The 25,142-nt window shown below is 71.4% G+C and carries 24 protein-coding genes; 11 read left to right on the top strand and 13 right to left on the bottom strand.

Annotated elements, in window-relative coordinates; translation table 11 throughout:
* Positions 1–25: 25 nt before the first annotated feature.
* From ACIPK4_RS21490 to ACIPK4_RS21470, 5 genes are all read right to left on the bottom strand, one after another.
* Entirely contained in the window at positions 26–1,786 is a 1,761-nt protein-coding gene (locus tag ACIPK4_RS21490) for a glycoside hydrolase family 15 protein (protein WP_402314886.1), read from the bottom strand.
* Positions 1,787–1,849: 63 nt separating this feature from the next.
* A complete protein-coding gene (locus tag ACIPK4_RS21485) occupies positions 1,850–2,962 on the bottom strand; it encodes an enolase C-terminal domain-like protein (protein ID WP_402314884.1) in 1,113 nt (370 codons plus the stop codon).
* Entirely contained in the window at positions 2,959–3,114 is a 156-nt protein-coding gene (locus tag ACIPK4_RS21480; RefSeq protein WP_402314882.1) for a hypothetical protein, read from the bottom strand. The genes ACIPK4_RS21485 and ACIPK4_RS21480 overlap by 4 nt, the downstream gene beginning before the upstream one ends.
* Positions 3,111–6,185: an FAD-binding and (Fe-S)-binding domain-containing protein gene (locus ACIPK4_RS21475; protein WP_402314880.1), complete on the bottom strand. Its 3,075-nt coding sequence runs from the start codon at positions 6,183–6,185 to the stop codon at positions 3,111–3,113. Before ACIPK4_RS21475 ends, ACIPK4_RS21480 begins: the two co-directional genes overlap by 4 nt.
* A 3-nt stretch (positions 6,186–6,188) precedes the next feature.
* Entirely contained in the window at positions 6,189–7,976 is a 1,788-nt protein-coding gene (locus ACIPK4_RS21470) for a thiamine pyrophosphate-requiring protein (RefSeq protein WP_402314878.1), read from the bottom strand.
* 428 nt (positions 7,977–8,404) lie between these two features.
* On the opposite strand from ACIPK4_RS21470, the gene ACIPK4_RS21465 reads away from it, so the two are divergent.
* From ACIPK4_RS21465 to ACIPK4_RS21450, 4 genes are all read left to right on the top strand, one after another.
* Positions 8,405–8,971, top strand: coding sequence for a hypothetical protein (locus ACIPK4_RS21465; protein WP_402314876.1), 567 nt, complete (start codon positions 8,405–8,407; stop codon positions 8,969–8,971).
* Entirely contained in the window at positions 8,971–9,984 is a 1,014-nt protein-coding gene (locus tag ACIPK4_RS21460; RefSeq protein WP_402314874.1) for an NAD-dependent epimerase/dehydratase family protein, read from the top strand. Before ACIPK4_RS21465 ends, ACIPK4_RS21460 begins: the two co-directional genes overlap by 1 nt.
* A 673-nt stretch (positions 9,985–10,657) precedes the next feature.
* Positions 10,658–10,852, top strand: coding sequence for a hypothetical protein (locus ACIPK4_RS21455; protein WP_402314872.1), 195 nt, complete (start codon positions 10,658–10,660; stop codon positions 10,850–10,852).
* A gap of 251 nt (positions 10,853–11,103) precedes the next feature.
* Positions 11,104–11,439, top strand: a complete 336-nt coding sequence (locus ACIPK4_RS21450) for a hypothetical protein (RefSeq protein ID WP_402314871.1) — start codon at positions 11,104–11,106, stop codon at positions 11,437–11,439.
* An 81-nt stretch (positions 11,440–11,520) separates the two neighbouring features.
* Here ACIPK4_RS21450 and ACIPK4_RS21445 read toward each other — a convergent pair whose 3' ends face one another.
* Positions 11,521–12,372: a LysR family transcriptional regulator gene (locus tag ACIPK4_RS21445; protein WP_402314869.1), complete on the bottom strand. Its 852-nt coding sequence runs from the start codon at positions 12,370–12,372 to the stop codon at positions 11,521–11,523.
* A gap of 201 nt (positions 12,373–12,573) precedes the next feature.
* On the opposite strand from ACIPK4_RS21445, the gene ACIPK4_RS21440 reads away from it, so the two are divergent.
* Complete coding sequence (locus ACIPK4_RS21440) at positions 12,574–12,933, top strand: DoxX family protein (RefSeq protein ID WP_402314867.1); 360 nt, start codon at positions 12,574–12,576, stop codon at positions 12,931–12,933.
* A 34-nt stretch (positions 12,934–12,967) separates the two neighbouring features.
* On the opposite strand, the gene ACIPK4_RS21435 is transcribed toward ACIPK4_RS21440, so the two are convergent.
* From ACIPK4_RS21435 to ACIPK4_RS21420, 4 genes are all read right to left on the bottom strand, one after another.
* Positions 12,968–14,137 carry a hypothetical protein gene (locus ACIPK4_RS21435; protein WP_402314865.1) on the bottom strand — a complete coding sequence of 390 codons (1,170 nt, stop codon included), beginning with the start codon at positions 14,135–14,137 and terminating at the stop codon, positions 12,968–12,970.
* 291 nt (positions 14,138–14,428) lie between these two features.
* A complete protein-coding gene (locus ACIPK4_RS21430; RefSeq protein WP_402314863.1) occupies positions 14,429–14,881 on the bottom strand; it encodes a hypothetical protein in 453 nt (150 codons plus the stop codon).
* 337 nt (positions 14,882–15,218) lie between these two features.
* Positions 15,219–15,620, bottom strand: a complete 402-nt coding sequence (locus ACIPK4_RS21425; protein WP_402314860.1) for an ACT domain-containing protein — start codon at positions 15,618–15,620, stop codon at positions 15,219–15,221.
* Between the two features lie 37 nt (positions 15,621–15,657).
* The gene (locus ACIPK4_RS21420; protein WP_402314858.1) at positions 15,658–16,419 is read right to left on the bottom strand and encodes a class I SAM-dependent methyltransferase; all 762 of its coding nucleotides are present in this window, start codon (positions 16,417–16,419) and stop codon (positions 15,658–15,660) included.
* Between the two features lie 374 nt (positions 16,420–16,793).
* Here ACIPK4_RS21420 and ACIPK4_RS21415 point away from each other — a divergent pair, with 374 nt between their 5' ends.
* A complete protein-coding gene (locus ACIPK4_RS21415) occupies positions 16,794–17,528 on the top strand; it encodes a dienelactone hydrolase family protein (protein ID WP_402314855.1) in 735 nt (244 codons plus the stop codon).
* Positions 17,529–17,574: 46 nt separating this feature from the next.
* Here the strand turns inward: ACIPK4_RS21415 and ACIPK4_RS21410 are convergent, their stop codons facing one another.
* Together ACIPK4_RS21410 and ACIPK4_RS21405 are read right to left on the bottom strand one after the other, a co-directional pair.
* Positions 17,575–19,224 (bottom strand): FAD-dependent oxidoreductase, encoded by a 1,650-nt coding sequence (locus ACIPK4_RS21410; RefSeq protein WP_402314853.1) that lies wholly within the window; start codon positions 19,222–19,224, stop codon positions 17,575–17,577.
* Positions 19,225–19,411: 187 nt separating this feature from the next.
* On the bottom strand, positions 19,412–19,819 hold the full coding sequence (locus tag ACIPK4_RS21405; RefSeq protein ID WP_402315198.1) for a RidA family protein: 408 nt from the start codon (positions 19,817–19,819) through the stop codon (positions 19,412–19,414).
* A gap of 145 nt (positions 19,820–19,964) precedes the next feature.
* Here ACIPK4_RS21405 and ACIPK4_RS21400 point away from each other — a divergent pair, with 145 nt between their 5' ends.
* Both ACIPK4_RS21400 and ACIPK4_RS21395 read left to right on the top strand, forming a co-directional pair.
* Positions 19,965–20,348 (top strand): winged helix-turn-helix transcriptional regulator, encoded by a 384-nt coding sequence (locus ACIPK4_RS21400; protein ID WP_402314851.1) that lies wholly within the window; start codon positions 19,965–19,967, stop codon positions 20,346–20,348.
* A 93-nt stretch (positions 20,349–20,441) separates the two neighbouring features.
* Positions 20,442–20,897, top strand: coding sequence for a VOC family protein (locus ACIPK4_RS21395; protein ID WP_402314849.1), 456 nt, complete (start codon positions 20,442–20,444; stop codon positions 20,895–20,897).
* Between the two features lie 100 nt (positions 20,898–20,997).
* Here the strand turns inward: ACIPK4_RS21395 and ACIPK4_RS21390 are convergent, their stop codons facing one another.
* A complete protein-coding gene (locus tag ACIPK4_RS21390; RefSeq protein WP_402314847.1) occupies positions 20,998–21,891 on the bottom strand; it encodes an NADP-dependent oxidoreductase in 894 nt (297 codons plus the stop codon).
* 71 nt (positions 21,892–21,962) lie between these two features.
* Here ACIPK4_RS21390 and ACIPK4_RS21385 point away from each other — a divergent pair, with 71 nt between their 5' ends.
* From ACIPK4_RS21385 to ACIPK4_RS21375, 3 genes are all read left to right on the top strand, one after another.
* Positions 21,963–22,538, top strand: coding sequence for a TetR/AcrR family transcriptional regulator (locus tag ACIPK4_RS21385; protein ID WP_402314845.1), 576 nt, complete (start codon positions 21,963–21,965; stop codon positions 22,536–22,538).
* Between the two features lie 632 nt (positions 22,539–23,170).
* Positions 23,171–23,650, top strand: a complete 480-nt coding sequence (locus ACIPK4_RS21380; protein WP_402314843.1) for a DedA family protein — start codon at positions 23,171–23,173, stop codon at positions 23,648–23,650.
* A 203-nt stretch (positions 23,651–23,853) separates the two neighbouring features.
* A complete protein-coding gene (locus ACIPK4_RS21375) occupies positions 23,854–24,951 on the top strand; it encodes a glutamate--cysteine ligase (RefSeq protein ID WP_402314841.1) in 1,098 nt (365 codons plus the stop codon).
* The last annotated feature ends 191 nt before the right edge of the window (positions 24,952–25,142 follow it).

Raw genomic sequence — 25,142 nt, 5'->3', positions numbered from 1 at the left:
GTGCCGGGGTGCGCCGGCAGGCCGGTCAGGCGCGCGGTGCGGCGAGGCGGGCGGCGGCTTCGAGCATCAGGGCGTGGACGAAGGCCTGTGGCAGATTGCCGCGCAGCTGGCGCTGGGCGACGTCGAACTCCTCGGCGAACAGTCCGGGTGGCCCGCACGCCGCGCGGTTGCGTTCGAACCAGCACGCCGCCTCGACGTCGTTGTGCTGCTGGTGCTCGGCCAGGGCCATGGTGAAGCCGCACAGCAGGAACGCGCCCTCGGCGTCCTCGAGGGGCCGCTGGTCGTGGCGGAACCGGTAGACGTAGTGATCGGTGGCGAGGTCGGTGCGCACCGCACGCAGGGTCGCGAGGGTGCGGGGATCGTCGGCGGGCAGGGCGCCGCGCACGGCGGGCAGCAGGAGGGCCGCGTCCACGCCGGCATCGGCCGGGGAACGCTGCCACCGCCCGGTGGGGTGCAGGCAGTCGGCCGAGGCTTCGGCGACGATGTGGTCCGCCAGCGCCTCCCACCGGGCGGCGGGGCCGGCGCCGGCCCCGGGGGCGGCGGCGATCGCGCGCAGTCCGGCGGCGCAGGCGAGCCGGCTGTGCGCCCAGCGGTCGTCGTGGAGCTCCCAGATCCCGGCGTCCGGCTCGCGGTGGCGGGCGGCGACGGCCTCCGCGGCGATCCGCGCGGCCTGCCAGCCGTCCGCATCGAGGCGGTCGTGGCGGGCAGCCGCTGCCAAGAGCAGCAGACTCTCCCCGAACACGTCGAGCTGGAACTGGCGGTTGGCCCGGTTGCCGACGACGTCGAACCCACCCGGGTAACCGGGCAGATCGAGGGTCCGCGGGTCGGGCAACGCCTGCCCGGTGGCGGTGTAGGCGGGTGCCAGAGCGGGCCCGTGATCGAGGAGACGGGCGACGGTGAAACGCACCGAGTCGTCCAGCAGCGGGTGCGCCCCCGCGGCGGCGACGGCCTGGCCGATGTAGGCCTGGTCGCGGATCCACACGTACCGGTAGTCGTAGTTGCGGCCCTGCTCGGCCCGCTCCGGCAGGCTCGTGGTGGCTGCGGCCACCGTGCCCCCGGACGGGCCGGTCATGCCGGTCATGACCGCGTACGCGTGCCGCGCGTCGCGGCTGCCCAGCGTGCCGGACAGGCCGGGCACGCTCGCGGTCCACCGGCTCTCGGTGGCCCGCCACCACACGTCGGGCGGCACCGGTTCGGGCAGTGACCGGTCGGAGATCTCCAGCACGAGGTCGTGGTGGGCCCCGGCCGGCAGCACCACGGCGGTCCGCAGCGTGCTGCCGTCCGCCCGGGCGTCCGGTGCCCCGCTCAGACGCACCTGCAGGGCGCCGGCACGGCCGGTCCACCGGCCGTGTTCGTCGCGGCGCACCTCACGCATCGGGCGCGTGCCGAAGCCGGCCGCCAGGTTCAGCTCCACCTTCAGGCGGGCCTCACCGTCGACGCCCTGGATCCGGCGCAGCACTACGGCGCGCCGCGGGTCACCGGGGTGGGCCAGGGCCTCGCGGCACTCGACGATGCCGCCGGTGGTGGTCCAGCGGCTGCGCCAGATCAGGCTGCCCGCCTCGTAGTAGCCGCCCCATGTGAACGGCTCGTCCGGGGTGACGGTGTACCAGCCTCGGCCGCCGATCAGGGCGGCGAACACCGCATCGTCGTCCCAGGCGGGCGTGCACATCCAGACGATGTCGCCGCGCGGTCCGATCAGCGCGCCGCGGTGCCCGTCCGCGAGCAGCGCGTAGTCCCGCAACGCGTGCGGAAGCGGGGCGCCGTTCGCCGTCGTGGGGGCCGTCATGGCCGGCTCCTTCCGGCACCCGTACCGCAAGCCGGTCCGGACGCGGGGGTGGTCGGGCCCGTCTCAGAGGTGGACACGGTACTGCTCCGCCACATCCGCCCGGATGGCAAGGCCGAGTCCGGGTTCACCGCCTCGGCCCGGCCGGACACTGCCGCTGGAGGGGTCGAGGGCGCCTTCGAAGAGCAGGTCCTCGATGCGGACGTGGTCGTGGAACCACTCCAGGTGCCGCACGTTCGGCACGGCCGTTGCGGCGTGGGCGTGGGCGTGCGGTGCGCAGTGCCCTGACAGCTGGAGGCCGTGGGCCTGGGCGAGGGCGGCGGCGCGCAGCCATACGGTGATGCCGCCGCAGCGGGTGGCGTCGGCCTGCAGGCAGTCGACGGCCGGGATCATGCGGGCGAAGTAGGGCAGGTCGTAGCCGTACTCGCCGGCCGCGATGTCCGCGGTGAGTGTGTCGCGCAGCTGGGCGAGGCCGGTGAGGTCGTCGGAGGAGACGGGCTCCTCGAACCAGGACACCCCCAGGCCGGCCAGCGCCCGCCCGATCCGGAGGGCCTGCTTGCGGGTGTACGCGCCGTTGGCGTCGACGTAGAGCTCGGCGTCGTCGCCCACCCGGGCACGGGCCTGTTCGGTGCGGTCCAGGTCGCGCCGCTCGCGCGTACCCCACCCTTCACCAATCTTGATCTTGAAGCGGGTGATGCCCTGGGCGGCCCACCCTTCGAGCTGCTCGGCGAGCCGGCCGTGCCCGTAGGTGGTGAAACCGCCGCTGCCGTAGACGGGCACCTCGGTACGGGCCCGCCCGAGCAGGTCGGCCAGGGGCAGGCCGAGGTGGCGGGCCTTGAGGTCCCACAGGGCGATGTCGACGGCGGAGATGGCGCCGGCGATCAGGCCGGGCCGGCCGGCGTTGCGCACCGCGCGGCTCATCGCCTCGTTCGCGGCCGGCGGGTCGGACACCGGCCGGCCGACGACCACGTCGCGGAGCATTCCGGTGACCACGTGGGCGGTGGCCGCGTCGCCGTAGGTGTAGCCCAGGCCCGTGCTGCCGCCGCCACGGGCCTCGACGAGGACCATGGTCGTCCGGTCCCAGGCGAGGGTGCCGTCCGCCTCCGGCGCGTCGGTCGGGAACTGCAGGGCCTGCACGTGCAGGCCCTCGACGACGGGGACACCGGTACCGGCGTTCATGACGGGTCCCCGGTGGTGTGCTGGACGGCTCCCCGGGCACAGTGCGGGGAGTCCGGCGCGGCCAGGGTGGCGGTGGCGAGCCCGGTGGCGCGCGGGGCGAAGACGCTGTGGGTGCGGCCCTCGCGGTGCGGCCGCCGGCGCAGAGGCATCATCGTGTCCAGACCTTCCGGGCCTTACGGTGCCGGAGTACGGCGCGGGCACCGCCCGCGGCCAGCCCGGCAGCGGCCCCGACCAGGCCCGCGGTCAGCAGGCGGGCCGGTGCCGGACGGTGCTGCGGGCGCGGGACGGCCTGCTCGGGGTGGTCCGCGGGCGGTGGCCCGTCCAGGGCCAGGGCCAGGGCCTCGGCCAGGTGCACCGCTCGGCGGCCGGTGCCGGCCTGTTCGATCTGGGTGCGGCAGCTGAAGCCGTCCGCAAGGACGAACGCGCCCGGCGCGGTGTCGCGTACGGCGGGCAGTACGCCCTGCTCGGCGATGACCTGCGAGAGGTCGTAGTGCCCCCGTTCGAAGCCGAAGTTGCCGGCCAGGCCGCAGCACCCCTCGTCGAGCACCTCCGCGTCCAGTCCCGCGCGGCGCATCAGTTCGCGGTCCGGATCGGCTCCGAGGACGGCGTGCTGGTGGCAGTGGGTCTGCACGGTCGCCGCCCGGCTCAGCTGCGGGGGCTGCCAGCTGTCGGGGGCGTGGTTGACGAGTTGTTCGGCGAAGGTACGCGTCTGGGCCGCGAGGCGGACGATGTCCTGGTCACCGGCGAGCAGGTCCGGGGCGTCGCTGCGGAAGACCGCGGTGCAGGAGGGTTCGAGTCCGACGATCGGCGTGCCTGCCTGCAGCCACGGCCTCAGCACTGCGGTGGTGCGTCGCAGGACCTTCGTGGCGGTGGCCAGTTGACCGGTGGAGATCCACGTCAAACCGCAGCACACCGGCCCGTCCGGCACGGCGACCCGGAACCCGGCGTCCTCCAGGACCCGCACGGCGGCGTCGGCGATGTGCGGGTGGAAGTGGTCGGTGAAGGTGTCCGGCCACAGCAGCACCGTCCGCGGATCGCCCGGATCGGGCTGCGGCCGGCCGGAACGGTGCCAGGATTCCCGGAACGATTCGGCGGCGAACAGGGGCGCATCGCGCTGCGGGGCGATCCCGGCCAGCACTTTCCCGATCCGGCTCAGGCCGGGGGCATGGAGTGCGGCGTTGGCCAGGGCCGGAGCGGCACGCGCAAGCCGTGTCCACAGCGGAAGCCAGCCCATCGCGTAGTGGGAGGCCGGGCGGAGCCGCCCCTGGTAGTGGTGGGCGAGGAACTCGGCCTTGTAGGTGGCCATGTCGACCCCGACCGGGCAGTCGGACTTGCAGCCCTTGCAGGCCAGGCACAGGTCCAGAGCGTCGCGTACCTCCGTGGAGCGCCAGCTGCCGGTGACCGGCGAATCGTCGTGTCCCCCGAGCATCTCGAAGAGCAGGCGCGCCCGGCCGCGGGTGGAGTGCTCCTCCTCGCCGGTGGCCCGGTAGGAGGGGCACATCACGCCGCCCTGCTGAGAGCGGCAGTTTCCGATCCCCACGCAGCGCAACACCGCCTGGCCGAAGTCGTTCCCGTCATCCGGGTACGCGAAGTACGTGCTCTGCGACTCGGGCCGCCAGGTGGCGCCGATGCGCATGTCGCTGTCGACGCGGTGCGGGTGCACGACCTTGCCGGGGTTCATCCGGTTACCCGGGTCGAACAGTGCCTTCACCTCCCCCATCGCCGCCATCAGCGCGGGGGTGAACATGCGGGGCAGCAGTTCACCGCGGGCCTGCCCGTCGCCGTGCTCACCGGACAGTGACCCGCCGTAGGAGGAGACCAGGTCCGCGGCGTCGAACAGGAACGCCCTGAACGCCTCGACACCTTTACCGTCGCGCAGTTCGAAGGGGATGCGGGTGTGCACGCAGCCCTGTCCGAAGTGCCCGTACAGGGAGGCCTGCTGGTAGCCGTACCGGTTGAAGAGCCGTTCCAGGTCGCGCAGGTAGTCACCCAGCCTCTCCGGCGCCACCGCCGAGTCCTCCCAGCCCTCCCAGGTCTCCGAGCCGTCCGGCGGCCGTGCCGTCACGCCGAGGCCCGCCTCGCGGGCCCTGAGCATCTCCTGCTCGCGCGCCGGATCATCGGAGAGCGCGACCCGCGGGTCGTCCTCGTCGCGGTCCAGCGCCCGCAGCACCTCCAGCGCCTGCTCGTCCGCCTCCTCCTTCGTGTCACCGGTGAACTGCAGCAGCAGCCAGCTCTCGCCCTCCGGCAGGCTGTCCAGGGAGTCGAGATGGGCGTGCTCCTCGCGCATCAGCTGCGCCATGCGCCCGTCGATGGCCTCCAGCTGGGTGGGGTGGCTGTGCTCGAGGAGTCCGGGTACGGCGTCGGCGGCCTGGTAGATATCGTCGAAGCCCAGGACCAGCAGTGCTTCGGCGGCCGGGACCTCGACCAGCTGCAGCTCCGCGCGAAGGACGGTGACGAGGGTCCCCTCGCTGCCGACCAGCGCCCGGGCGACGTCGAAGCCGTTCTCCGGGAGCAGGGAGTCGAGGTTGTAGCCGGACACGCGGCGCGGGATCTTCGGGTAGCCGGTCCGGATGTCGGCCAGGTGCCTGCCGGCGACATCGCGCAGCCCCTGGTAGAGCCGGGCCTGCGCGCCACCGGCGGCCACGATCCGCGCGTACTCGTCCTCGCCGGTCGGCCCGGCCCAGAACCGGGTGCCCTCGTAGGTGAGCACCTCCAGGCGGCTGACGTTGTCGACGGTCTTGCCGTACGCCTGGGCGGACGCGCCGCAGCTGTTGTTGCCGATCATGCCGCCCAGCGCGCAGTGCGTGTGCGTGGACGGCTTCGGCCCGAACTTCAGTCCGTGCGGGGCGAGCCGGCGGTTGAGATCGTCCAGGACGATGCCCGGCTCGACCACACAGGTCCGTGCCCCCGGGTCAACCGAGATCAGCCGGTGGCAGTACTTGGTCCAGTCGATCACCACGGCCGCGTTGGTGCACTGCCCACCGAGACTGGTACCGCCGCCGCGGGAGAGGACGGGCGCGGCGAACCGCGAGCAGACGGCCACCGCCGCGGCGCCGGCCTCCACGCTGCGCGGCACCACGACGCCGAGCGGGACCTGCCGGTAGTTCGAGCCGTCGGTCGCGTACGCGCCGCGGCTTCCCGCGTCGAAGCGGACCTCGCCGTCCACCTCGGCCCGCAGCGCCCGCTCGAGCGCGGCCGGATCCACCTCCTGCTCGGACAGCATGGGTCAGCTCCTCCCGTGGCCGGACAGGAACTCCTGGATCTTCGCCTTCACACCCTGCTGGACCACCGAGGCCCGGTCGCTGTCTCCTTTGAGCACGGACAGGGTGGCGGCCTTGATCTGGTCCCAGGAGGCGTGCGGCGGGATCGGCGGCACCGCCGGGTCGGTGCGGAAGTCGATGACGAACGGCCGGTCCGCCGCGAGCGCCTGACGCCACGTCGGCTCCACGTCCTCGGGCCGCTCCACCCGGGCCCCGTACAGGCCGAACAGCTGGGCGACGTCTGCGTACCGGACGTCGGGCAGGCTCTGCGAGGGCTCGAACTGCGGAGCGCCCTGCATCGCCCGCATCTCCCACGTGACCTGGTTCAGATCGTGGTTGTTCAGCACGGCCACCACCAGTCGCGGGTCCGACCACTCCCGGTAGTACTTCGCGGCGGTGATCAGCTCAGCGAGTCCGTTCATCTGCATGGCCCCGTCACCGACGATCGCGATCGCCGGCCGGTCCGGGTGCGCGAACTTCGCCCCGATCGCATACGGCACACCGGGCCCCATCGTCGCCAGCGTCCCGGACAGCGAGCCGCGCATCCCGTCACGGAAACGCAGATGACGGGCGTACCAGTTGGCCGCCGACCCCGAGTCCGCCGCCACGATCGCGTTCTCGGGGAGCAGCGCGTCCAGAGCGTGGACGACGTACTCGGGGTTGACCGGGTCCGCGCTCACCTCGGCGCGGCGCTGCATCACCTCCCACCAGCGTGCGGCGTTGTCCTCGACCGTCTTGCGCCAGCTGTCGTCCTGTTTGGCCTGCAGCATCGGGAGCAGTCGGCGCAGCGTCACGCCGGCGTCCCCGACGAGATTGACCTCGAAGGGGTAGCGCAATCCGACCATGGACGGGTCGAGGTCGATCTGCACCGCCCTGGCCTGGCCGAACTCGGGCAGGAACTGGGTGTACGGGAAGCTCGAACCGACCACGAGCAGGGTGTCGCAGTCCCGCATCAGCTCGTAGGAGGCGCGGGTGCCGAGCAGCCCGACCGACCCGGTGACATAGGGCAGCGTGTCGGGCAGCGCGTCCTTGCCGAGCAGGGCCTTCGCCACGCCGGCGCCGAGCAGGCCGGCGACCTGCTCGACCTCGGGCCGGGCGTGCCGGGCCCCCTGCCCGATCAGCATCGCGACCTTGTCGCCCGCGTTCAGGACCTCCGCCGCCCTGGCGAGGTCCTCCTCGGCGGGTACGGGCGCATAGTGCGGGACTCCGAGGCTGGAGGGAACCTGCTTGAACGCGTGTGCGGGGGGCTCGTAGTCGAGTTCCTGCACGTCGGCCGGGATGATCACCGCGGTGACGGTGCGCCGCGTGGCGGCGATGCGCATGGCGCGGTCCAGCACGTTCGGCAGCTGGGCGGGCACGGTGACCACCTCGCAGAACTCCGAGGCCACGTCCTTGTACAGGCTCGCCAGGTCGACCTCCTGCTGGTAGGAGCCACCCATGGCGCTGCGGTCGGTCTGCCCGACGATCGCCACCACCGGGACGTGATCGAGCTTCGCGTCGTAGAGGCCGTTGAGCAGGTGGATCGCACCCGGGCCGGAGGTGGCCGCGCACACCCCGGTGCGGCCGGAGAACTTCGCGTAGCCGACCGCCTGGAACGCCGCCATCTCCTCGTGCCGGGCCTGCACGAACTGCGGCTTGTTCTCGGCGCGGCCCCACGCGGCAAGGAGCCCGTTGATCCCGTCGCCCGGGTACGCGAAGACGTGCTCGACCTCCCAGTCCCGCAGGCGTTCCAGAACGTAGTCGGAAATCTTCATCAGCCAACTCCTCCACGCCGCAGACGGGGCCGCGGGGCACGGACGGGCCCGTACTGCGGCTAACCGCTGAGGCCGCGATGAAACCGCCGCCGGGTACACCGGCCGGTACCGGCCGGTACGGGCCCTCGTGCGGGCAGTACCACGTCACGAGGCGCCGCCCCCGGGTGCCACGCCCGCCCGGCGCCGACGGGCACCGACGCCGTGGGGCCGGGCGTGTGTCGAGCATCCAAACGGGGGAAGACGCCGGGTGGGCCCGGAGCGACACGTCCAAAGCCGCCCTGTTACGGCACGTGTACGACACGTGCGGCACGTGCGGCGCGCTCGTGCTCCGCAGAACCCCGTCAGGCAGTGCGCAGCACATGGGCCGCGCGCCCCGTCCGGTGCCGGCCGCCGCACAGCTTGGTCGCCACGACCGATCGGAGACTGCCATGAAACGCAACGCCTCGGATCCCCACCATCTGCTGGGCATCTACCTCAATGACCATCTGACCGGGGCGGGGTCCGGAATCTCCCTGCTCAAGCGGCTGGCACGCGCCCACCGCGACTCCGACGCCGGGCCACGGCTCGCCTTGCTCATCGAGGAAGTCACCGAAGACCGCGACAGCCTGCGCGAGATCATGACCTCACTCGACGTTCCCGTGAACCACGTCCGCGGCCTGCTGGGCATCGCCGCCGCCCAGGCGGGCCGGCTGAAGGGCAACGGCAGGATCCTCACGCGTTCGCCCCTGAGCGACGTCCTCGAGCTGGAGGCGATCCGGATGGGCGTGGAGGGCAAGAAAGAACTCTGGCGGACCCTGCACACCCTGGCCCACACCGAACCCCGCTTGGACGCCGAGGCCATGGGCCGGCTGCTGGCACGAGCGGAACGCCAGGCCGGTGCACTGGAGAGCCTGCGGCTGGCAGCCGTGGACCGCGCCCTGCGCGGCGGCTCCCCGCAGGTGCCTGCCGCCCCGCACCGCAGCCGCCACCGCGCGCCGAGGGCGGGGTGGGCGTGATGAGGGTCGTGGTGACCGGAGCGACCGGCAACGCGGGCACCAGCGTGGTCCGCGCCCTGGCGCTCGATCCAGAACTGTCCCAGGTGACGGGTGTCGCCCGCCGCCTGCCGGGCCACCGGCTGGAGGGGGTGCGCTGGGAGGCCGCGGACGTCGACCCCGGCGGCAGTGACCTCGACGCCCTCTTCCGCGGCGCCGACGCCGTGGTGCACCTCGCATGGAAGTTCCAGCCCACCCACGACCCGGTGGAAACCTGGCGGACGAACGTCCTCGGCTCGGTCCGCGTCTTCGAAGCCTGCGCGCGCAACGGAGTGCACGCGTTGGTGCACGCCTCGTCGGTCGGGGCCTACTCGCCCGGCCCCGAGGACGGCCGGCCCGTGGACGAGTCCTGGCCCACTCACGGCTGGCCCGGGGCTGCCTACACCCGGGAGAAGGCGTACCTGGAACGGTACCTGGACGGCTTCCAGCTCGCGCATCCGCAGATGCGGGTGGTGCGGATGCGGCCGGGATTCCTGTTCAAGCTGGCGGCCGCCTCGGAGCAGCGGCGGATCTTCGCCGGACCCCTGCTCCCGTGGTGGCTCGTGCGGCCCGGCTTGCTGCCCGCCGTGCCCGGCATCCGGGGCCTGCGGTTCCAGGTGCTGCACACCGACGACGCGGCCGACGCCTACCGGGCCGCCGTGGTGCGGCCCGTGCGGGGCCCGTTCAACCTGGTCAGCGACCCTGTCCTCGACAGCGGGTCCATCGGCAGGCTGCTCGACGCCCGGACGATCCGGCTGCCGGCCGCAGCGGCACGGTCGGCACTCTCCGCCGCTTGGCGCCTCCACATCGTCCCGGCCGCCCCGGGGCTGCTGGACGCGGTGCTCCGGCTGCCGCTTCTCGACGCCGGCCGGGCACGCGAAGAGCTGGGCTGGATCCCGCGGCACACGTCCGTGGAGGCGCTCCAGGAGTTCCTGGCCGGGCTGCGCGCCGGCGCCGGGGCCGACACGGAACCACTGGCCGGCGCCACCCGCCACTGACCCGTGCCGGGCGCGAACGTACGCACCGCACCGGAGGGCTCCCCTCGCCCGTGACGTCTGTGGCGGACCTACACCCCTACGACGGCCGGCCGTGCCCGCTCGATGCGCGCATGGTGTTGGTCAACGCCGATGTGCCGAGCCTCGGTCACTCGTCCAGCGTCCACTCGCCCTCCCCCCGCAGTCGATGTCGAGCACTCGAAAAATCGACTGCGGGAATCAGCGTGTGGGCACGGGAGAGCCGGGCAGGCGCCTGCCGGGGCCGAGTGGAGACGACGACCCACCGTGACGAGAGCCAGAGGAGAAACATGACCAAGCGCGAACACCCCCGAACAACTCCGTCCCAGGCGCCTGGGGAGAGCGGAGACCGCGAAGCCCGCCGTGAAGCCGAAGAAGCGGTGATGCCGGGCAGGAAGGACGGAGAGGCGGGTGACCCTCTCACCCCCAGCTCCCAGGCCCAGCGCCCTGGAGCGAAGAAGGGAGAGAAGGGCTCCGGTCATAACTGAGGGCTCGCGCCGGCTTCTGCCGTCCTGGCCGGGCCTGCCCGCGCATCCGGGTCCCGCACGCATCGCCCTCCCACCACACCCCGTATCCGAGAGGGTGCGAGAGGTGACGTTTCGTGTCAGAGTGGGCGAAAAGGCATCCATACGCCGCACGCAGCAAGGGAGTCGCCGTCATGGGCGGTATGAAGGACAAGCGCCAAGAGCCGGGGAAGGGCCGAGAGGAGCAGCAGCGTCCCGTCAGGCCCGGTCAGGACCCGGTGCACCCCGAGCCCGGTGCCCCCTCCCGCGGCAAGGGCCCCGATGAGATCACGCGCCGCGAGGACGACCCGCTGCACGAGGAACGCGCCCTGCGCGACGACGAGGTCTGACAGCACGGCGCCCCTCGCACGCAGAGCCCGGCCGGACGCCCCGAGCGCCCCGGCCGGGCTCTGTCACGCCCTGTTGCTTGAGTAGCAGGCACACCACACCCGGCGTCAGGGCTCGCCGTCGATGCCGAGCTGCCCGCGCTCCTAGGCCCTGTCGTCAAGGCCAGTAGCCCCGTCCGCGCGGACAGAGGGCGGCCGGCGGCCGGTGGTTTCAGTCCCCGCCAAGGGCAGGCGACAGCTCTACAGTTCTCACCGTGGAAGATCAGGAAGAACAGTTCCTCCAGGCCGTGCGTACCGTACTGACCGAAGCCGGATTCGCGCCCGCCGAAACCAGTGCCGAGGGTGTCCACGTGCTCCAGCACGCCCGCGGAGCCATGGTCGGCTGGATGCCCGAGGAGGTCCACCGCCTGCGCGTGCGCCGCCGCGGCCCCCGCCGCACCCGCACCGCTCCCCCACCCGAGCTCTCAGGGCTGCGCCACGCCTTCGGACTCGCACTGGCAGCCGCCTTCCGCAACGCCGGCTTCACCGTCGAGGACCGCGGCGACGAGTGGCTGCTCGTCATCGACACACGACACCAACCCGAGCTCTAGCCTTCCCCATCCGGCTCGAAGCGCAGGCAGGAAAAGACCGACAAGGGTGGGGAACGCCAGCGGCAGCCCCGGTCACCGCGCTCAGGGGCGGTAGGCCGCTGCCGCGATCTCGATGAAGGACCGGATCAACGGGTTGGTGTCACCTTCGTTGCACACCGCCACCACTCGGCTCGGCGCCATGTCGATCAGCGGCACCACGGCCAACTCCGCCGGCAGCTCGTGTCCGAGGGGGGCCAGCCCCACCGTGCCGTTCCACAGCACGGCGTGCAGGCATTCCTGGACGGCGCGCACCACTGGGCCCTCGCGCGGGGTGCCGCCGTTCCAGTACGACTGCCAGACGGGGTCGGTGCCCACCGGGAACTGGAACCAGCGGCGGTCGCTCAGCTCGGCCAGCCGCAGCCGGTCGCAGTGGGCCAGCGGATCGTCTGCGCGCAGGACGACGCCGACCGGATCGGTTCGCAGCGTACGCACCGTCAGGGCGGTCTCGTCGAAGGGCGCCCGGGTGAGGGCGACGTCGACCAGTCCGGTGCGCAGTCCGCACGTCGGGTCGGTCAGATCGGTGTCACGGATGCGGATGTCGACGCCGGGGTGGGTCCGGCGGTAGGCGGCGGCCAGCCTGGACACTCCCGGGTCGGTGCCGTCACCCAGGATGCCGACGGTGACGGTCGCGGCGCCGGCTGCCGCGGCGACGCGTACGCGGACGCGGTCAGCGTGGTCGAGCAGGGCTCGTGCCTCGTCCAGCAGCACTGCGCCCACCGGAGTGAGCGTGACTCCCGTGGGCGAGCGGGCGAACAGCGGGGCCCCGACATCGGCCTCCAACCGCTTGATTGCCCGACTCAGCGGCGGCTGACTCATGTGCAGTCGGGTGGCGGCCCGGCCGAAGTGGAGTTCCTCGGCGACGGCCACGAAATAGCGCAAGGTGCGGAGCTCCACGCTGCAACGATACCCCTGGGGTATCGGCACGGCGGGATGGGTCTTGGACACCGCCGGGCCCCCGGCGGTGCACTGGTGCGCATGACCGAAGAACTTCCGGGACCGTGCGGTTCACCGTCGGGGACGAGGACCACGACGCCACCACGGGCAAAGCAGCCGAGGTCGGTGCCGTGAACCGATGACTCATGAAGAACGGGAACTATGAACATCGCCTACTGGATCGTCGCGGGACTGCTCGCCCTCTTCTACGTCTACGCGGGCACGCTGAAGGTGATCCGCAGCCGCGATCAGCTCCGGCCGATGATGTCGTGGGTCGACCGCATCCCGTTGCCCGCCCTCCGGGCGCTGGGGACGGTCGAAATACTCGGCGCGACCGGCCTGATCCTGCCGCCGCTGACGGGCATCGCGCTCCCGCTGGCGCCGGCCGCGGCCACCGGCTTCGTACTCCTCCAGGCAGGTGCGATCACCGTCCACCTGACCGGCGAAGACCGCCGGATCGCACTCAACGCCGGGCTCACCATCACTGCGGCCGTGACCATCTGGCTGGCCGCCGGGCTGTGATGGAGCACAGCCGGCGACGTCCGGACGCAGCCCCTCATCCCTGGTGCGAGGAAACGGTGAAGTTGCTGTAGCCGCCGCTGTCCGTGGTGGCCGGTGAGGGGCTGTACACGGTCCCCGTGTCGGCTTGCCGTCCTTGGATGGAAAGGGTGTCGTAGGCGGAGAGCGGCGCGCCGTCGACAGTGACGTAGGAGAACGGAACATTGACGGCCTTGGGCCAGGTCGAACCCAAAGTGAAGACGTGAGGACGCTCCACGATGACCTCGGCGCTCTCCGAGCGCGCCGCAGGAGCCGTCTCGGTCAGGGTCTGGCGTTGTCCGGGGCGGGAGAGGTTTTCGATGGTGAGGATGTACTTGGCGGGGTCGGCGGTGCTTCGGACCACTGAAGCCGACATGCGGTCTCCGGCCTCTACGACCAGGGGAACGGGCTGCTCGCGCGTGTCGCCGCCCGCGTTGATGACCTCCCAGAACGCTTGGTGCTGAGGGAAGAGGTCGCCCCGGCACGTGGCGTGGACACCGACCTGGACCAGGCTTTCCGTGGCGCTCGCGGCGAGCCCGTCGAGACCGACCCAGACGCTGAGCTGGTTGTCGGGGTTCTCCTGACGGCAAGTGACGGCGGGTTCGGTCCACACTGCGGTCACTGCGCGCGGGGCGGCGTTGACCGGGCTGCTGGGTACCGCGTACCCGGCCCAGTTGCCGTCGCCGTAGGGGTTGTCGATCAGGTGGAGGTCGTCGACCTGGACCCAGGAGTCGGCGCCAGGGGCGTTGTAGCCCACGTAGAGCGTGACGGAGGTGTTGGTACCGGAGTTGAAGGCCATGTGGAGGAGCTGGTAGGCGCCGTTGCTGATGACCTTCCCGTAGTTCTTCTGGACGATCGTGCGACCGTTCGTTCCGCGGGCTCCGAAGTAGCCGGTCGTGTAGTTTCCGGACGTACGCACCCAGCCTTCGAGGTAGTACACCGTCTGCGGTTTGACTGTGACCTTCTGTGTTACGGCGTTCCAGTTACGGCTTGAGGTGCGGATGAACGCGTTCTTCCGCCCGGTCTTCTGGTACCCGAGGTCAATGTCGATGCCCTTGTAGTCCGGGCCCTCGCCCGACCAAGGAGCAGAGATGACGCGACTGTTCTGCTCTTCGAAACCGGGATCGCCGACCGTGCCGATCGGGGCTGCTGACACCTGGTCCGCCAAGCCGGCCAGTAAGGTGGCCACGAGAGCCGCCACCAAGATCAAGGGCCACATGCGCCGGCCTTCGAACGTCCTGTTCCGTCGTGCTTGGAGATACACGAGCCCCCCTCGCGCCGTGTCCCCCGAGGTGCGTGGCCCCCGGGGGCATGCCGTGCCCCGCCTATCGGGACGCTAACGGCGTCGACTCCCGCAGCCAAGCCGTCGTCTCGGCGCACCGAAGCGCCGAAGGGGCGTGCACTGCCGGCTGCGCGCGCCTGTATCGGGACACGCTCCGGCGCTGCCGCGCTCCGGGAAACGTTCCGGCTGGGGCAGGGGTCAGGGCGTGTTGTAGGCGATGATCGCGCGGGCCAGGTCGCCGGGCTGCAGGCCGTCCGGTTCCCCGGTGACGTCGTCGACAGCGACGATGTCCAGGTTCTTTCGCAGCTCCGGGGCCGTCCAGGGGCCGAGGAGCTGCTGGTGCAGGAGCGCGTTGGAGGAGGCCGCACGTTCCAGGAGGAAAGTGCGGGTGATACCGGAAGGACCCCGGAAGGCCGCTGGGGCCTGGCGGACGGGGGTCATGCGCCAGCGGGCGTTCGCGCTGGTGACGGGAGTGACGTTGCGCAGGTGGTCCGGCGGGTAGGACCAGCACTGCCCCTGCCAGGGGAAGGCGTCCATGCGGGGGTCGTAGAAGGAGCCCGAGGCGCAGGTCGTCGAGTCGGGTAGAGCGGTGAAGCTCTGTTGCAGGCCGGCCAGGCCGAGGAGGGTGTCCGGCTGGACGATTGCGGCCATGACGAAGAACTTCCCGGCGTCGGCGCCCGGGTCGCGGGCCAGCGCGGCCCGGTCGCACGCGATCGTCTCTGCGAACAGCGCCTGGGGCTGGCGAAGTCCCTGAGGTAGTTGCCGGCCGGCGGGCTGTCGGCGGGGTAGCTGCCGCGGCCCGAGGCGGTGGCGGTGGCGTTCCAGCTCCAGTCCAATGTCGCAGCTCTTCGGAGGATGCCCGATTCCAGCCCTCCGCCGGCACCCCTGGCCCCCGTACGCACGACCACGCAACCGGCAGGTCGCCGGAGCGGGCCCCGCGACTGCGAGGCCGAGGCAGGCGGCTGACGGCAGGACGCGCGCCATCGCGCTACGAGCCACCCGCCGCCAAGCCGGCCAGGACTGCCGACGCACGCCCTCCCCCGGCATACGCGACGAACAGGTGGTCGTGGTGCAGCCCGGCCACCACGTTGCAGCTGAGGCCCACCTCCGCCAGGGCGGTGGCAACCGCCGCGGTCAGACCGACCGCGTCCAGGGCGGAGTGCACCCGCAGGGTGATCCGAGCGGCCACGTAGTCGTACGCGAGGCCGGCCTGGTCGGCCTCCTCCCGCAGGAGCACCAGCGTGAGCCCCTCGTCCTCCCGAACCGTGACGAACGGACGGACATCCGCCGGCACTTCGCCGCCCGGGGCGAGGGTGAACACGTACTCCGCCTCGTCGAGCCGGGGACTCATCGACGCAAGCAGCTTCTGCAGGTCCCTCTCTCCCGCCATGCAGCCTCCTTGGGGCGCCCCGAGTCATCGCGCGGCCTTAACGTCGCCGCACCGGACTCCCCGGCTTGTGGGTTACCCAGAGCAGTTCCGCCGGCCAGCGGTGTGCCCAGTCGGGTGGGTCGGTTTCGTTGTAGCCGTTGGGTGTTCCGAGTTCGGGCCGCGGCTCGATGAGGTCGTCGATGATGAGACCCGCGCCGCGCAGGACCTTCACCCAGTCGCCATAGGTGAGCTGATAACTGGTCGCGCCGTCGCCCTCGGCGATGGTGTTCAGCCCGAAGTAGTCCTGCTGCAGCGTCGTGGTCACGCGGCTGGCGGCTTCGTCGTAGCAGGCTTCGAACCATGGGCTGGCAACGTTGAACACCAGGCGCCCGCCTCGGCTCAAGACGCGTGCGGCCTGCGGGACGGCGAGGTGCGGGGGCGCCCAGCTGAGCCCTCCGAAATCGCAGAACACCAGGTCGAAGCTGTCGGCGGCGAAGGGCAGTTGTTCGGCGGCGCCTTGCACCAGCGCGTAGCGGGTCGCTCCCATCGCACGGGCCGCGGCGCCGAGTTGGGCTTCGGACAGGTCGAGCCCGACCACGGTGGCGCCCTCGGCGGCGAGCGCCCTGGACCACTGGCCGGCGCCGCAGCCGAGTTCGAGGACGCGCTTGCCGGTGACGTCACCCAGGGCGTGCAGGTGCGTGTCGGGGATGGAGTACATGCCCCACAGTCGGGGTGCGGCGCCGATGTGCGGATCGTGCTCGTGCTGGTAGGCGCCGCTGATCTGGTTCCAGAACCGCCGGTTGGCGGGGATGCTGTCCACGTGCCGACTCCAGCACTGTCTGCCGGGGGCGGTCAACACGATTACGGCACCGGCCGGCCCACGCCACGGTCCGGCCCTGGACCGGCCCATGACCCGCCGGACGAGCCCCCGGGCGACGGGAAACCGCGGCCCGTTTCACGTGAACCCGTTCCGCGCTCTGATGCTGGCGTCGCCCTCGGTCCATGGTCTACGTTGGGGGAATGACTACCGGGACGGCATTGCGCCACACACGGATTGGTGACCCGGTGCTCCTCTGAGCACCGCGCGCGCAAGTTCGGGCCCGCTTCTCGATCGAGCCTCTTGCGCTGCCGTGCGGGCTCCGCCTCCGTCGTGCTGATCACGGATTCGACAGATCAACCACGACAGGAGCATGCATGCCCATCACGACGTTGCAGATTCCGACCGCGGACGGCCGGGCCGACGCTTTCGCCGCGTTCCCCGACCGTGGCGAGCGACACCCCGGGGTGCTGTTGTACTCGGACGGCTTCGGCATCCGGCCCGTACTGCGGCAGTTGGCTGGCGAGCTGGCCGAGCACGGGTACTACGTCCTCGTCCCCAACCTCTTCTACCGGCACGGCCCGGCGCCGGTGATCGAGTTGCCCGGGCACATCGGAGAAGCGGCTCGGCCTGCGGTCTTCGCCCGGTTGATGCCCTTGATCGAGGCGCACACCACCGAACGCGTCCTGCGCGACGCCGACTCCTACCTCCGGTACCTCACCACCCGACCCGAGGTCGCCGCCGGCCCGGTCGCCGTGACGGGCTACTGCATAGGCGGCCTCCTGGCTCTGCGCACCGCCGCGTCCCACCCCGGCCAGGTAGCCGCCGTCGCCGCGTTCCACGCCCCCGTGAGCGCCGACGGGCCCGGCCTCTACGCCAAGATCAGCGCACAAGTCCACCTCGGTCACGCCGAAGGGGACATGACGCCCGAGACCCTCGCCGAGCTCGACCACGCCCTGGACGACGCGGGGGTCGACTACACCTCCGAGATCTACCCCGGCACCGTCCACGGCTTCACCATGTCCGACACCGACGCCTTCAGCGCCCCGGGGCTACGGCACCACTGGGACCGCCTGCTCCCCCTCCTGGACCGCACCCTGAGGAGCCACTGAGGCCGGGAGTGGGGCCGGCCAACCGGCCGGGGCGCGGCGCCCCCGTTCAGCCGATGGCGGCGGTGGAATCGGTTTCGACCAGGTGCTCGGGTGTGTCCGGGGCCGCGCCGTCCAGCAGCGAGGCCGGCTGGACCGGGGCGGCGCCCAGGTGGGCGCCGCCGGTGAGTCCGGTCGCGGCGGCCGGACCACCGAACCATCGGCTTGCGGCCTGCTCGAAGGCCTCCCGGTCAGGGTGACGGTCTCCAGCCCAGGCGACCACGCCGTCGGGCCGCACCAGCACGGCACCCGACCCGAGGTCGTCCCTCGCCGCCCCGGCCACGTACCGTATCCGGCCCTCCCAGCCCGTCGCCGAAGCGTGCAGGCGCCGGTCGGTGCTGAAGTCGAGCACGACACCGCGTCCGTCCTCCATGAGGTCGCCGAGTCGCGTACCGTCCTCCAGACAGAAGTCAGGGGCGCTGCGGCCGACCAGCGGATGGTCGCTGCCGAGGTCGTAGCGGATCCACGATCCCGACAGCCGCTCGAACACGTAGGTCGCGCCATCGGGGGTTGCGATGAGATCGCGGACCACTGCCCGGATCGCGTGCGCGAACGGGTCCGGGCTCATGGTCGCCACCTGGGCGCGCGACCAGTCGAGGACTGCCGCACCGACCGGATGGCGCTCGTCGGCGTAGGTGTCGAGAAGCCCGTCCGGCGCGTAACCGTGCACGGTCGCTGCGAGCTTCCACCCCAGGTTCACGGCGTCGCCGATGCCGGTGTTCAGCCCCTGGCCGCCCAGGGGGGAGTGAATGTGGGCCGCGTCGCCCGCGAGCAGGACGCGTCCGCGGCGATAGCTGGTCGTCTGCATCGCCCGGTCGGTGAAGCTGGAGGCGATGTGGACCTCGCGGATGGTCACGTCGGTGTCGGACACGCGGCGCAGCACCGCCTGGAGATGGTCGCGCGTCGGCGGCTGCGAGCGATCGAACGCGCCGCCGTCCAAGTCCATCATGGCGACGTGCCCGTCGGCGGGCATCCGGATGTACATGCCCGTCGGCGTCACGTGGAACCCGGGGCGCAGCTTGTCGGGATCGTCGAGGGTGGCTTGCATGGTGTAGCCGGTGAACTGCGGATCGGTGCCGACGAATTCGAAGCCCGAGAGCCTGCGGACCGTGCTGCGTCCGCCGTCGCAGCCGACGAGCCACCGCGCCTCGAAGGAGTCAGCGCCGGCTTGTGCGACCACGCTCTCCCCGTTCTGGGAGACGGCGGAGACGGTGACGCCGCGCCTGATGTCCACGCCGAGCGTGGACGCACGCTCGGACAGCACCGTCTCGACCGCTTCGAGGTCCGTCATCACGGCTGTCAGTGCCGGGCTGGGAAGCCGGAACGGCAGGGCGGCGAGGTCGATCTGGGTCCCGTCGAGCATCATGCCGGCGAAGTGGCCGCCCATCCGGGGACGTGACGGCGCGTCCTCGTCAGGGGCCGCACCCCCGAACACCTCCTGGACGCCTGATGCCGTGAGCAGCGGTTCCAGCATTCCGCGCCGGTAGAAGGCTTCGACCGACGCGGCGGACATCCCTCGCCTCCCCAGCGGGGCCGCCCGCAGCGTGGAACCGAGCGCCGGCTCCCGTTCGAGCACCAGTACGGAACAGCCCGCGAGGCCGAGCTCGCAGGCGAGAGCCAGGCCGACCGGACCGGCTCCCACGATCAACACGTCATGCATGAGAGATCCCCCTCGTCGAACTCCAAGCCGGATGAGTACCCGGCAGGACCTCTCACAAGGTGTCAGCCCTCGCCGACATCGCACCGACAGCCCCGACAAGCCACCGACACCACCGGCCCGGCGGCCCGATCACCCCTGGTCAGCCGGAACTGCTGGAACGGCCATAGTTCACTGGAACGGCCATAGTTCAGTCGATGACCGCAGTGGCTTCGACCTCGACCAGGTGCTCGGGGACATCCAGCGCGGCGACACCGAGCAGCGTGGCCGGCGGGACCGGGGCGGCCCCCAGCCTCGTGGCGGCCCGGGTGATCCCCTCCATCAGCAGGGGCATCTTGTCGGGGGTCCAGTCGACGACGTAGACGGTCAGTTTCGCCACGTCGTCGAACGAGGCGCCGGCTTCGGCCAGGGCGGTGGCGATGTTGAGGTAGCACTGCTCGACTTGGGCGGCGAGGTCTCCTTCGCCGACCGTGACGCCGTCGACGTCCCAGGCGACCTGTCCGGCGAGGAAGACCAGCTTCGACCCGGTCGCGATGGACACCTGCCGGTAGGCGTCGATGTGCGGCAATCCCTTGGGGTTCACCAGGGTGACGGCCATGCTGCCTGCCTTCGTTGTCATGGGCACCCGTGAGCTCGATTCCATCGAGCCGCACGTGCGCCCTGCTCTCTTGTGGTTACTCGGAAACCGTAGGAGAGTGGCCGTTGACATGGAAGAACGCACTTTTCAGTGACTGGGGAACCTCATGGTGACCAAGCAGTTCACCGGCTCGATCGACGAAGCGGACGTGCGGCGTGCGGACTCTCTGGGGCGGGAGATCTTCTCGGACGTAGCCAACAAGTGGGCTCTCCTGATCATCGAGGCCCTCGGGGAGCACACCCTGCGCTTCGGCGAGCTGCGCGACGAGGTCCAGGGGATCAGCCACAAGATGCTCACCCAGAACCTGCGCATGCTGGAGCGCTACGGCCTGGTCCAGCGGACGGCGCACCCCGTCGTACCGCCACGGGTCGAGTACACCCTCACCGAGCCGGGACAGGCCCTGCGGGTGACGATCGACGGACTGTGCGACTGGACCCACCGGTACCTCGGCCACATCGAGGCATCCCGCCAACGCTTCGACAACGCATGACGAGGACGGCTTCGTCCGGCTCGGGAGGACGAGCTCGTTGAGGCCTGCGGCGGGAGCGGACCGTCTGTCAGACCTGTCTGGGAGGCTCCGGGCATGGAGATGACAGTGCAGCTGACGATCGACTGCTCCGACCCGCAGAGAATGGTGACCTTCTGGGCCGAGGCCCTGGGTTACGTGCCGGAACCTCCGCCGGGCGGGCACGCCACGTGGCGTGCTCACTGGACGGCGCTGGGGGTGCCCGAGACAGAGTTGCCGGCCGGTGCCGGGGATGTTCCGGAGTCGATCATCGATCCTGCGGGACGCGGACCGAGGGTGTGGTTCCAGCAGGTCCCGGAGCCGAAGGTCGCCAAGAACCGGTGGCACTTCGACCTGAAGGTCGGTGGGGGCCGGGACGTCCCACTGGAGGTCCGCGCACAGCGTGTCAAGGCTACGGTGGAACGGCTGGTCAAGGCTGGTGCCGCCGTGCTGCGGACCAAGGATGAGCCGGACACAGGCCTCTACGCCATCGCCATGCAGGACCCCGAGGGCAACGAATTCGACGTCGTCTGAGGGCCGTTGCGGCGGTGCCGGTCACAGCCACTCGTTCATGATGGCGGCCAGCACCGTCATGTGACGGACCGTTCGGCGCGGTGTGCCGGGCGGGGCGCGCTCAGACGACCAGGACCCGGCGCCCCCGGGTGTGGCCGGCGCGGCTGTCAGTGTGCGCCGCCGCCGCCTCGGCGAGCGGGTACGACTTCTCGACCGGGATGCGGAGCCTGCCCCGGGAGATGAGGTCGACCGCCTCGGCGAGCGCGTCCGGCACGCTCCCGGCCACGCCGGAGAACCGGACGCCCAGCTGAGGCGCACCGAGGTCGGCGATGGAGACGACCTTGCGCGGATCCCCGGTCAGCTCGACGAGTTCGCGGATCACGCCCGAGCCGGCCAGGTCGAGGGCCGCGTCGACCCGGCCCAGGTGACGAACCCGTTCGACCCAGCCTTCGTCGTAGGTCGTGGCGAGGGCGCCCAGGCTGCGCAGGTACTCCTGGTTCGCCGCCCCGGCCGTGCCGATCACAGTGATGCCGCGCGCGCGGGCGATCTGCAGCACCGCCGACCCGACGCCGCCGGACGCGCCGCTGACCAGCAACGTCTGCCCGGCCCTCACACCGACCTCGCGGATGATGCGCAGCGCGGTCTCCACCACCGACGGGTACCCGGCCGCCTCCTCGAAGGCCAGCCCTTCGGGCATCCGGGCCCAGGCCGACAGCACGGCGAACTCGGCGTACGTGTCGACACCTTCACCGAAAACGCGGTCGCCGACCTCGACCCCCTCGACGCCCTCGCCGACCTCGTCCACCACCCCGGCGGCGTCCAGTCCGACTCCGGCGGGCAGTTCGACCGGATGGGCTCCCAGAACCTGGCCCTCCCGGATCCTCCAGTCGACGGGGTTGACGCCCGCCGCCCGTACCGCGATGCGTATGCGACCGGGGCCCGCGTGGGGCTCCTCGGCTTCCAGCAGTTGCAGGACCTCGGGACCGCCGAACTCGGCGTAGCTGATTTTCCTCATGCGGCCGAAGGTACTCGTAACGGTTAGGGTTTCACAACAGTTAGGGTTTCATACCTGGTAGTGTCCAGCGCATGATCGAGCCGTCCGGACGCCGCGAACGCAAGAAGGCCGCGACCCGTCAGAAGATCGCTGACACCGCGCTGCACCTCTTCCTGGAGCGGGGGTACGACGCCGTGGGCATCCGTGACGTGGCGGCCGAGGCCGACGTGGCCGTCACCACCGTCTTCGCACACTTCGCCTCCAAGGAGGCCCTGGTGTTCGAGCGCGACCAGGACTTCGAGCAGCGCCTCACGCGAGCGGTAACCGACCGGCCTCCGCACGAACCCCTCATCCCGGCGCTCCAGCGCGAGGTCGAGGCCTTGGTGAGGCACTGCACGGCGGAGGGCAGTGCCCCCGTCCGACGCATGATCGAGGAATCACCCCCGCTGCGGGAATACGAGGAGTCGATGATCCTGCGTCACGCGCAGTCGCTGGCAGCGGCACTGATGGCCGATCCCCACCTGACCCGGAGCGCGACGGCCTGCCGGGCGACCGCGCGGTTCACCATCGACGCGTACGCGCTGGCCTGCCGGGCGGACGATCCCGCGGCCACGGTGGACGAGGTCTTCCGCATGATCGAGGCGGCCTGGGAAGCCACCGCCCCCTGAGCCGCCGCCGATCGAGGGTCTCGCCACCGACGCCCCGGCCGGCGCCCGTCATCGGCGCGAGGTGACCGGCCACCCGTCGAGCGGGTGTCAGCGGCAACCCGGACCAGGAACGGGGGCCGCGCCTACAGCGCCGGCACGCATGCCGCCCGCAACGCCCGTCCCGGTACGAACGGGAGTCACGGTTATGCAGCAGCTGCACGACCTCCGCACGGTCCGCCACGCCTCCAAAGCGCTCCGAAGGAGGCACCCGTCCGCTCCCGTTCGGCGTACCTCCGGGTGGCGAGCGCTGCCCACGGTGAGGCACCCGTGGTACCCGTGTTCTCAGACCGGGTCCGCACATCACCGGTCAGGTGCGGTGAGGCGATCCGCTGGGTCTTCAACCGCCCCGCGCCCGGGGCCGGCCGCGCCCTATATCCCCCACACAAGTTCGGTTAGGCTGACCTTGCCTGTCGTGCGGACCCGGTGTGCGGGTCCGGGTTCGGTGACACAGGCGGCAACCCATGGGACGGCACGGGCAGAGGCGGGGGCGCAGGTGAGAGACGGGTACCGGGCTTGTGCGCATCGCGCCTGGTGGGGCGGGGCGCCCATGACGGGAAACACGGGTTTCGGCCCGGCGCCCGGGACGAGGGACCGTGGATAAGATCGCGCTCACGGCCGGGGCTCTGTACGTCATCGTCCTGTTGCGCGCGGGAGGAACGTTCGCCGTGGGGTGGCTCGCCAACGCCGGCGCCCGGCGCAGCAGGTTCGCCGGGCGGCTCTCTTCGGCGAAGTTCCGTCGCGGCGAGCGCGCAATTCGCCGGTGGGGCGCGCCGGTGGTCGCCGTCTCGTTCCTGACCGTCGGTTTCCAGACCGCGGCCAACTTCCTCGCGGGCAGCATGCGCATGCCTCTGCCGCGATACCTCCCCGCCCTCTTCCTGGGCGCAGCCGCCTGGGCGCTGATCTACGCGACTGCGGGGCTCGGCGTGCTCGAAGTACTGAGAAGGCTCTTCGCCGAACGGACGGCCCTCGGAGTGGCCGGCGTGGCCGTCCTCCTCCTTGTGGCGTGCGTGGTGGTGGTGTACCGCAGAAGGGCGATCCCGTCCTCCGGTGCCACCGTGGCCGACGAATCCTGAGCTGGTCCCGCGTGGCCGCGGACTGCGGGCATGGCCACGGGCTGTGGGCATGGGCTGTGGGCATGGCCACGGGGCTGCGGCGGGCGCCACGGGCATGGCCTCGGCTCTGGTCGGCCGGCGTCCGTAGAGTGACGCATGCGCCCTAATGTGCCGTAATGGCCCTCTACGTGGGTGATCACTGCGGGTTCGGGGTACCACCCAGCATGATCACTGTTGGGGTCGAAGAGGAGTACCTGCTGGTCGACCCGGAGACACTCCTTCCCACACCGCTCGTACAGGAGGTGCGTGCCACGGCCCGCCTGGCACCCCTCGCGGAGGAGCAGGAGGTCCAGGACGAGCTACTGCAGGCCCAGATCGAAGTCGCCACCCCGGTGTGCACGGCTCTGGAGGAGGTGGGAGGCCATCTCCTACGGCTACGCCATGCGGTCGCCTCCGCCGCGCAGGCGAACGGCTGCCGCATCGCCCTCTCTGCCACCGCACCGGTCAGGGACGCCGCACCCGTACCCATCACCAGCACGGTGAGGTATCTGAAGATGCAGCAAGAGGCGCGGTTGCTGGTCGACGAGCAGTTGATCTGCGGGATGCACGTCCACGTGGGGGTGCCCGACCGCGAGACCGGAGTGGCCGTCCTGAACCGGCTGCGTGTCTGGCTTCCCACGCTGCTTGCGATGTCCGCGAACGGTCCTCTCTGGGACGGGCGGGACACCGGATTCGCCAGCTGGCGCACGATCATCTTCGGCCGCTGGCCGGTCAGCGGTCCGCCACCGCACTTCGCGGGGCTCGCGGACTACGAGGCGCGGGCCGATGCGCTGGTGGAACCCGGGGTGATCCCGGACCGGGGGCAGCTGTACTGGCAGGCCCGGCTCTCCGAACGCTATCCGACTGTCGAGGTGCGCTGCTGTGACGTGCAGCTGGAGGCGGACGACGCGGTGATGCTCGCCGGTGTCGTGCGCGGGCTCGCCGCCACCGCGATCGCCGAGGAGAAGGCCGGAGTCGCGCTCGAGCCGTGCCGACCGGAGTTCCTGCAGGCCGCGACGTGGCATGCGGCCAGACACGGGCTGGACAGCACTCTGGTAGACCCGACGGGCCGGCTGCGCAAGAGCGGCGACGTGCTGTGCGCGCTGCTGCGGTACATCGGCCCCGCCCTTGAAGAGAGCGGTGACCACCGCGAGGTGACCTCACTCGTCCTCCGGCTGCTCCAGCGGGGAACGTCCGCCGACGGCCAGCGCCGCGCCCTGGCGAAGGGCGGCCTGCCGGCTGTGGGCGCCCTGATCACCTCAGGGGCCACCACCTCCGCCTGAGTCGGCCGCCGGCGGTGACCCGGGATGCCGAGATGGGGGGGCCGGCAGGCTCCGCCGGGCTCCTCCGGGCGAGCCGTCCGGAGGACGCGGGTGCGCGCCGGATCGGGAGGAGTCCTACAGTTGGAGCAGGGCAGGCGGGTGGTCTGCGGGCGCCCGCTGTCCCATGTATCCGCCACGTGTATTCGTCACGT

Origin of the sequence: Streptomyces sp. NPDC086989 (assembly GCF_044745505.1) — a bacterium.
Classification (GTDB): Bacteria; Actinomycetota; Actinomycetes; order Streptomycetales; family Streptomycetaceae; genus Streptomyces.
Note: the sequence above shows the minus strand (reverse complement) of the source record. Positions and strands in the feature narration are given on the sequence as shown.

Coding starts and splice junctions, on each gene's coding strand:
- ACIPK4_RS21440 (WP_402314867.1), top strand. CDS start 12,574: ATGAACATCGCCTACTGGATCGTCGCGGGACTGCTCGCCCTCTTCTAC.
- ACIPK4_RS21480 (WP_402314882.1), bottom strand. CDS start 3,114: ATGATGCCTCTGCGCCGGCGGCCGCACCGCGAGGGCCGCACCCACAGC.
- ACIPK4_RS21470 (WP_402314878.1), bottom strand. CDS start 7,976: ATGAAGATTTCCGACTACGTTCTGGAACGCCTGCGGGACTGGGAGGTC.
- ACIPK4_RS21455 (WP_402314872.1), top strand. CDS start 10,658: ATGGGCGGTATGAAGGACAAGCGCCAAGAGCCGGGGAAGGGCCGAGAG.
- ACIPK4_RS21375 (WP_402314841.1), top strand. CDS start 23,854: ATGATCACTGTTGGGGTCGAAGAGGAGTACCTGCTGGTCGACCCGGAG.
- ACIPK4_RS21405 (WP_402315198.1), bottom strand. CDS start 19,819: ATGGCCGTCACCCTGGTGAACCCCAAGGGATTGCCGCACATCGACGCC.
- ACIPK4_RS21490 (WP_402314886.1), bottom strand. CDS start 1,786: ATGACGGCCCCCACGACGGCGAACGGCGCCCCGCTTCCGCACGCGTTG.
- ACIPK4_RS21485 (WP_402314884.1), bottom strand. CDS start 2,962: ATGAACGCCGGTACCGGTGTCCCCGTCGTCGAGGGCCTGCACGTGCAG.
- ACIPK4_RS21400 (WP_402314851.1), top strand. CDS start 19,965: ATGGTGACCAAGCAGTTCACCGGCTCGATCGACGAAGCGGACGTGCGG.
- ACIPK4_RS21465 (WP_402314876.1), top strand. CDS start 8,405: ATGAAACGCAACGCCTCGGATCCCCACCATCTGCTGGGCATCTACCTC.
- ACIPK4_RS21425 (WP_402314860.1), bottom strand. CDS start 15,620: ATGGCGGGAGAGAGGGACCTGCAGAAGCTGCTTGCGTCGATGAGTCCC.
- ACIPK4_RS21475 (WP_402314880.1), bottom strand. CDS start 6,185: ATGCTGTCCGAGCAGGAGGTGGATCCGGCCGCGCTCGAGCGGGCGCTG.
- ACIPK4_RS21460 (WP_402314874.1), top strand. CDS start 8,971: ATGAGGGTCGTGGTGACCGGAGCGACCGGCAACGCGGGCACCAGCGTG.
- ACIPK4_RS21385 (WP_402314845.1), top strand. CDS start 21,963: ATGATCGAGCCGTCCGGACGCCGCGAACGCAAGAAGGCCGCGACCCGT.
- ACIPK4_RS21395 (WP_402314849.1), top strand. CDS start 20,442: ATGGAGATGACAGTGCAGCTGACGATCGACTGCTCCGACCCGCAGAGA.
- ACIPK4_RS21390 (WP_402314847.1), bottom strand. CDS start 21,891: ATGAGGAAAATCAGCTACGCCGAGTTCGGCGGTCCCGAGGTCCTGCAA.
- ACIPK4_RS21410 (WP_402314853.1), bottom strand. CDS start 19,224: ATGCATGACGTGTTGATCGTGGGAGCCGGTCCGGTCGGCCTGGCTCTC.
- ACIPK4_RS21430 (WP_402314863.1), bottom strand. CDS start 14,881: ATGGCCGCAATCGTCCAGCCGGACACCCTCCTCGGCCTGGCCGGCCTG.
- ACIPK4_RS21415 (WP_402314855.1), top strand. CDS start 16,794: ATGCCCATCACGACGTTGCAGATTCCGACCGCGGACGGCCGGGCCGAC.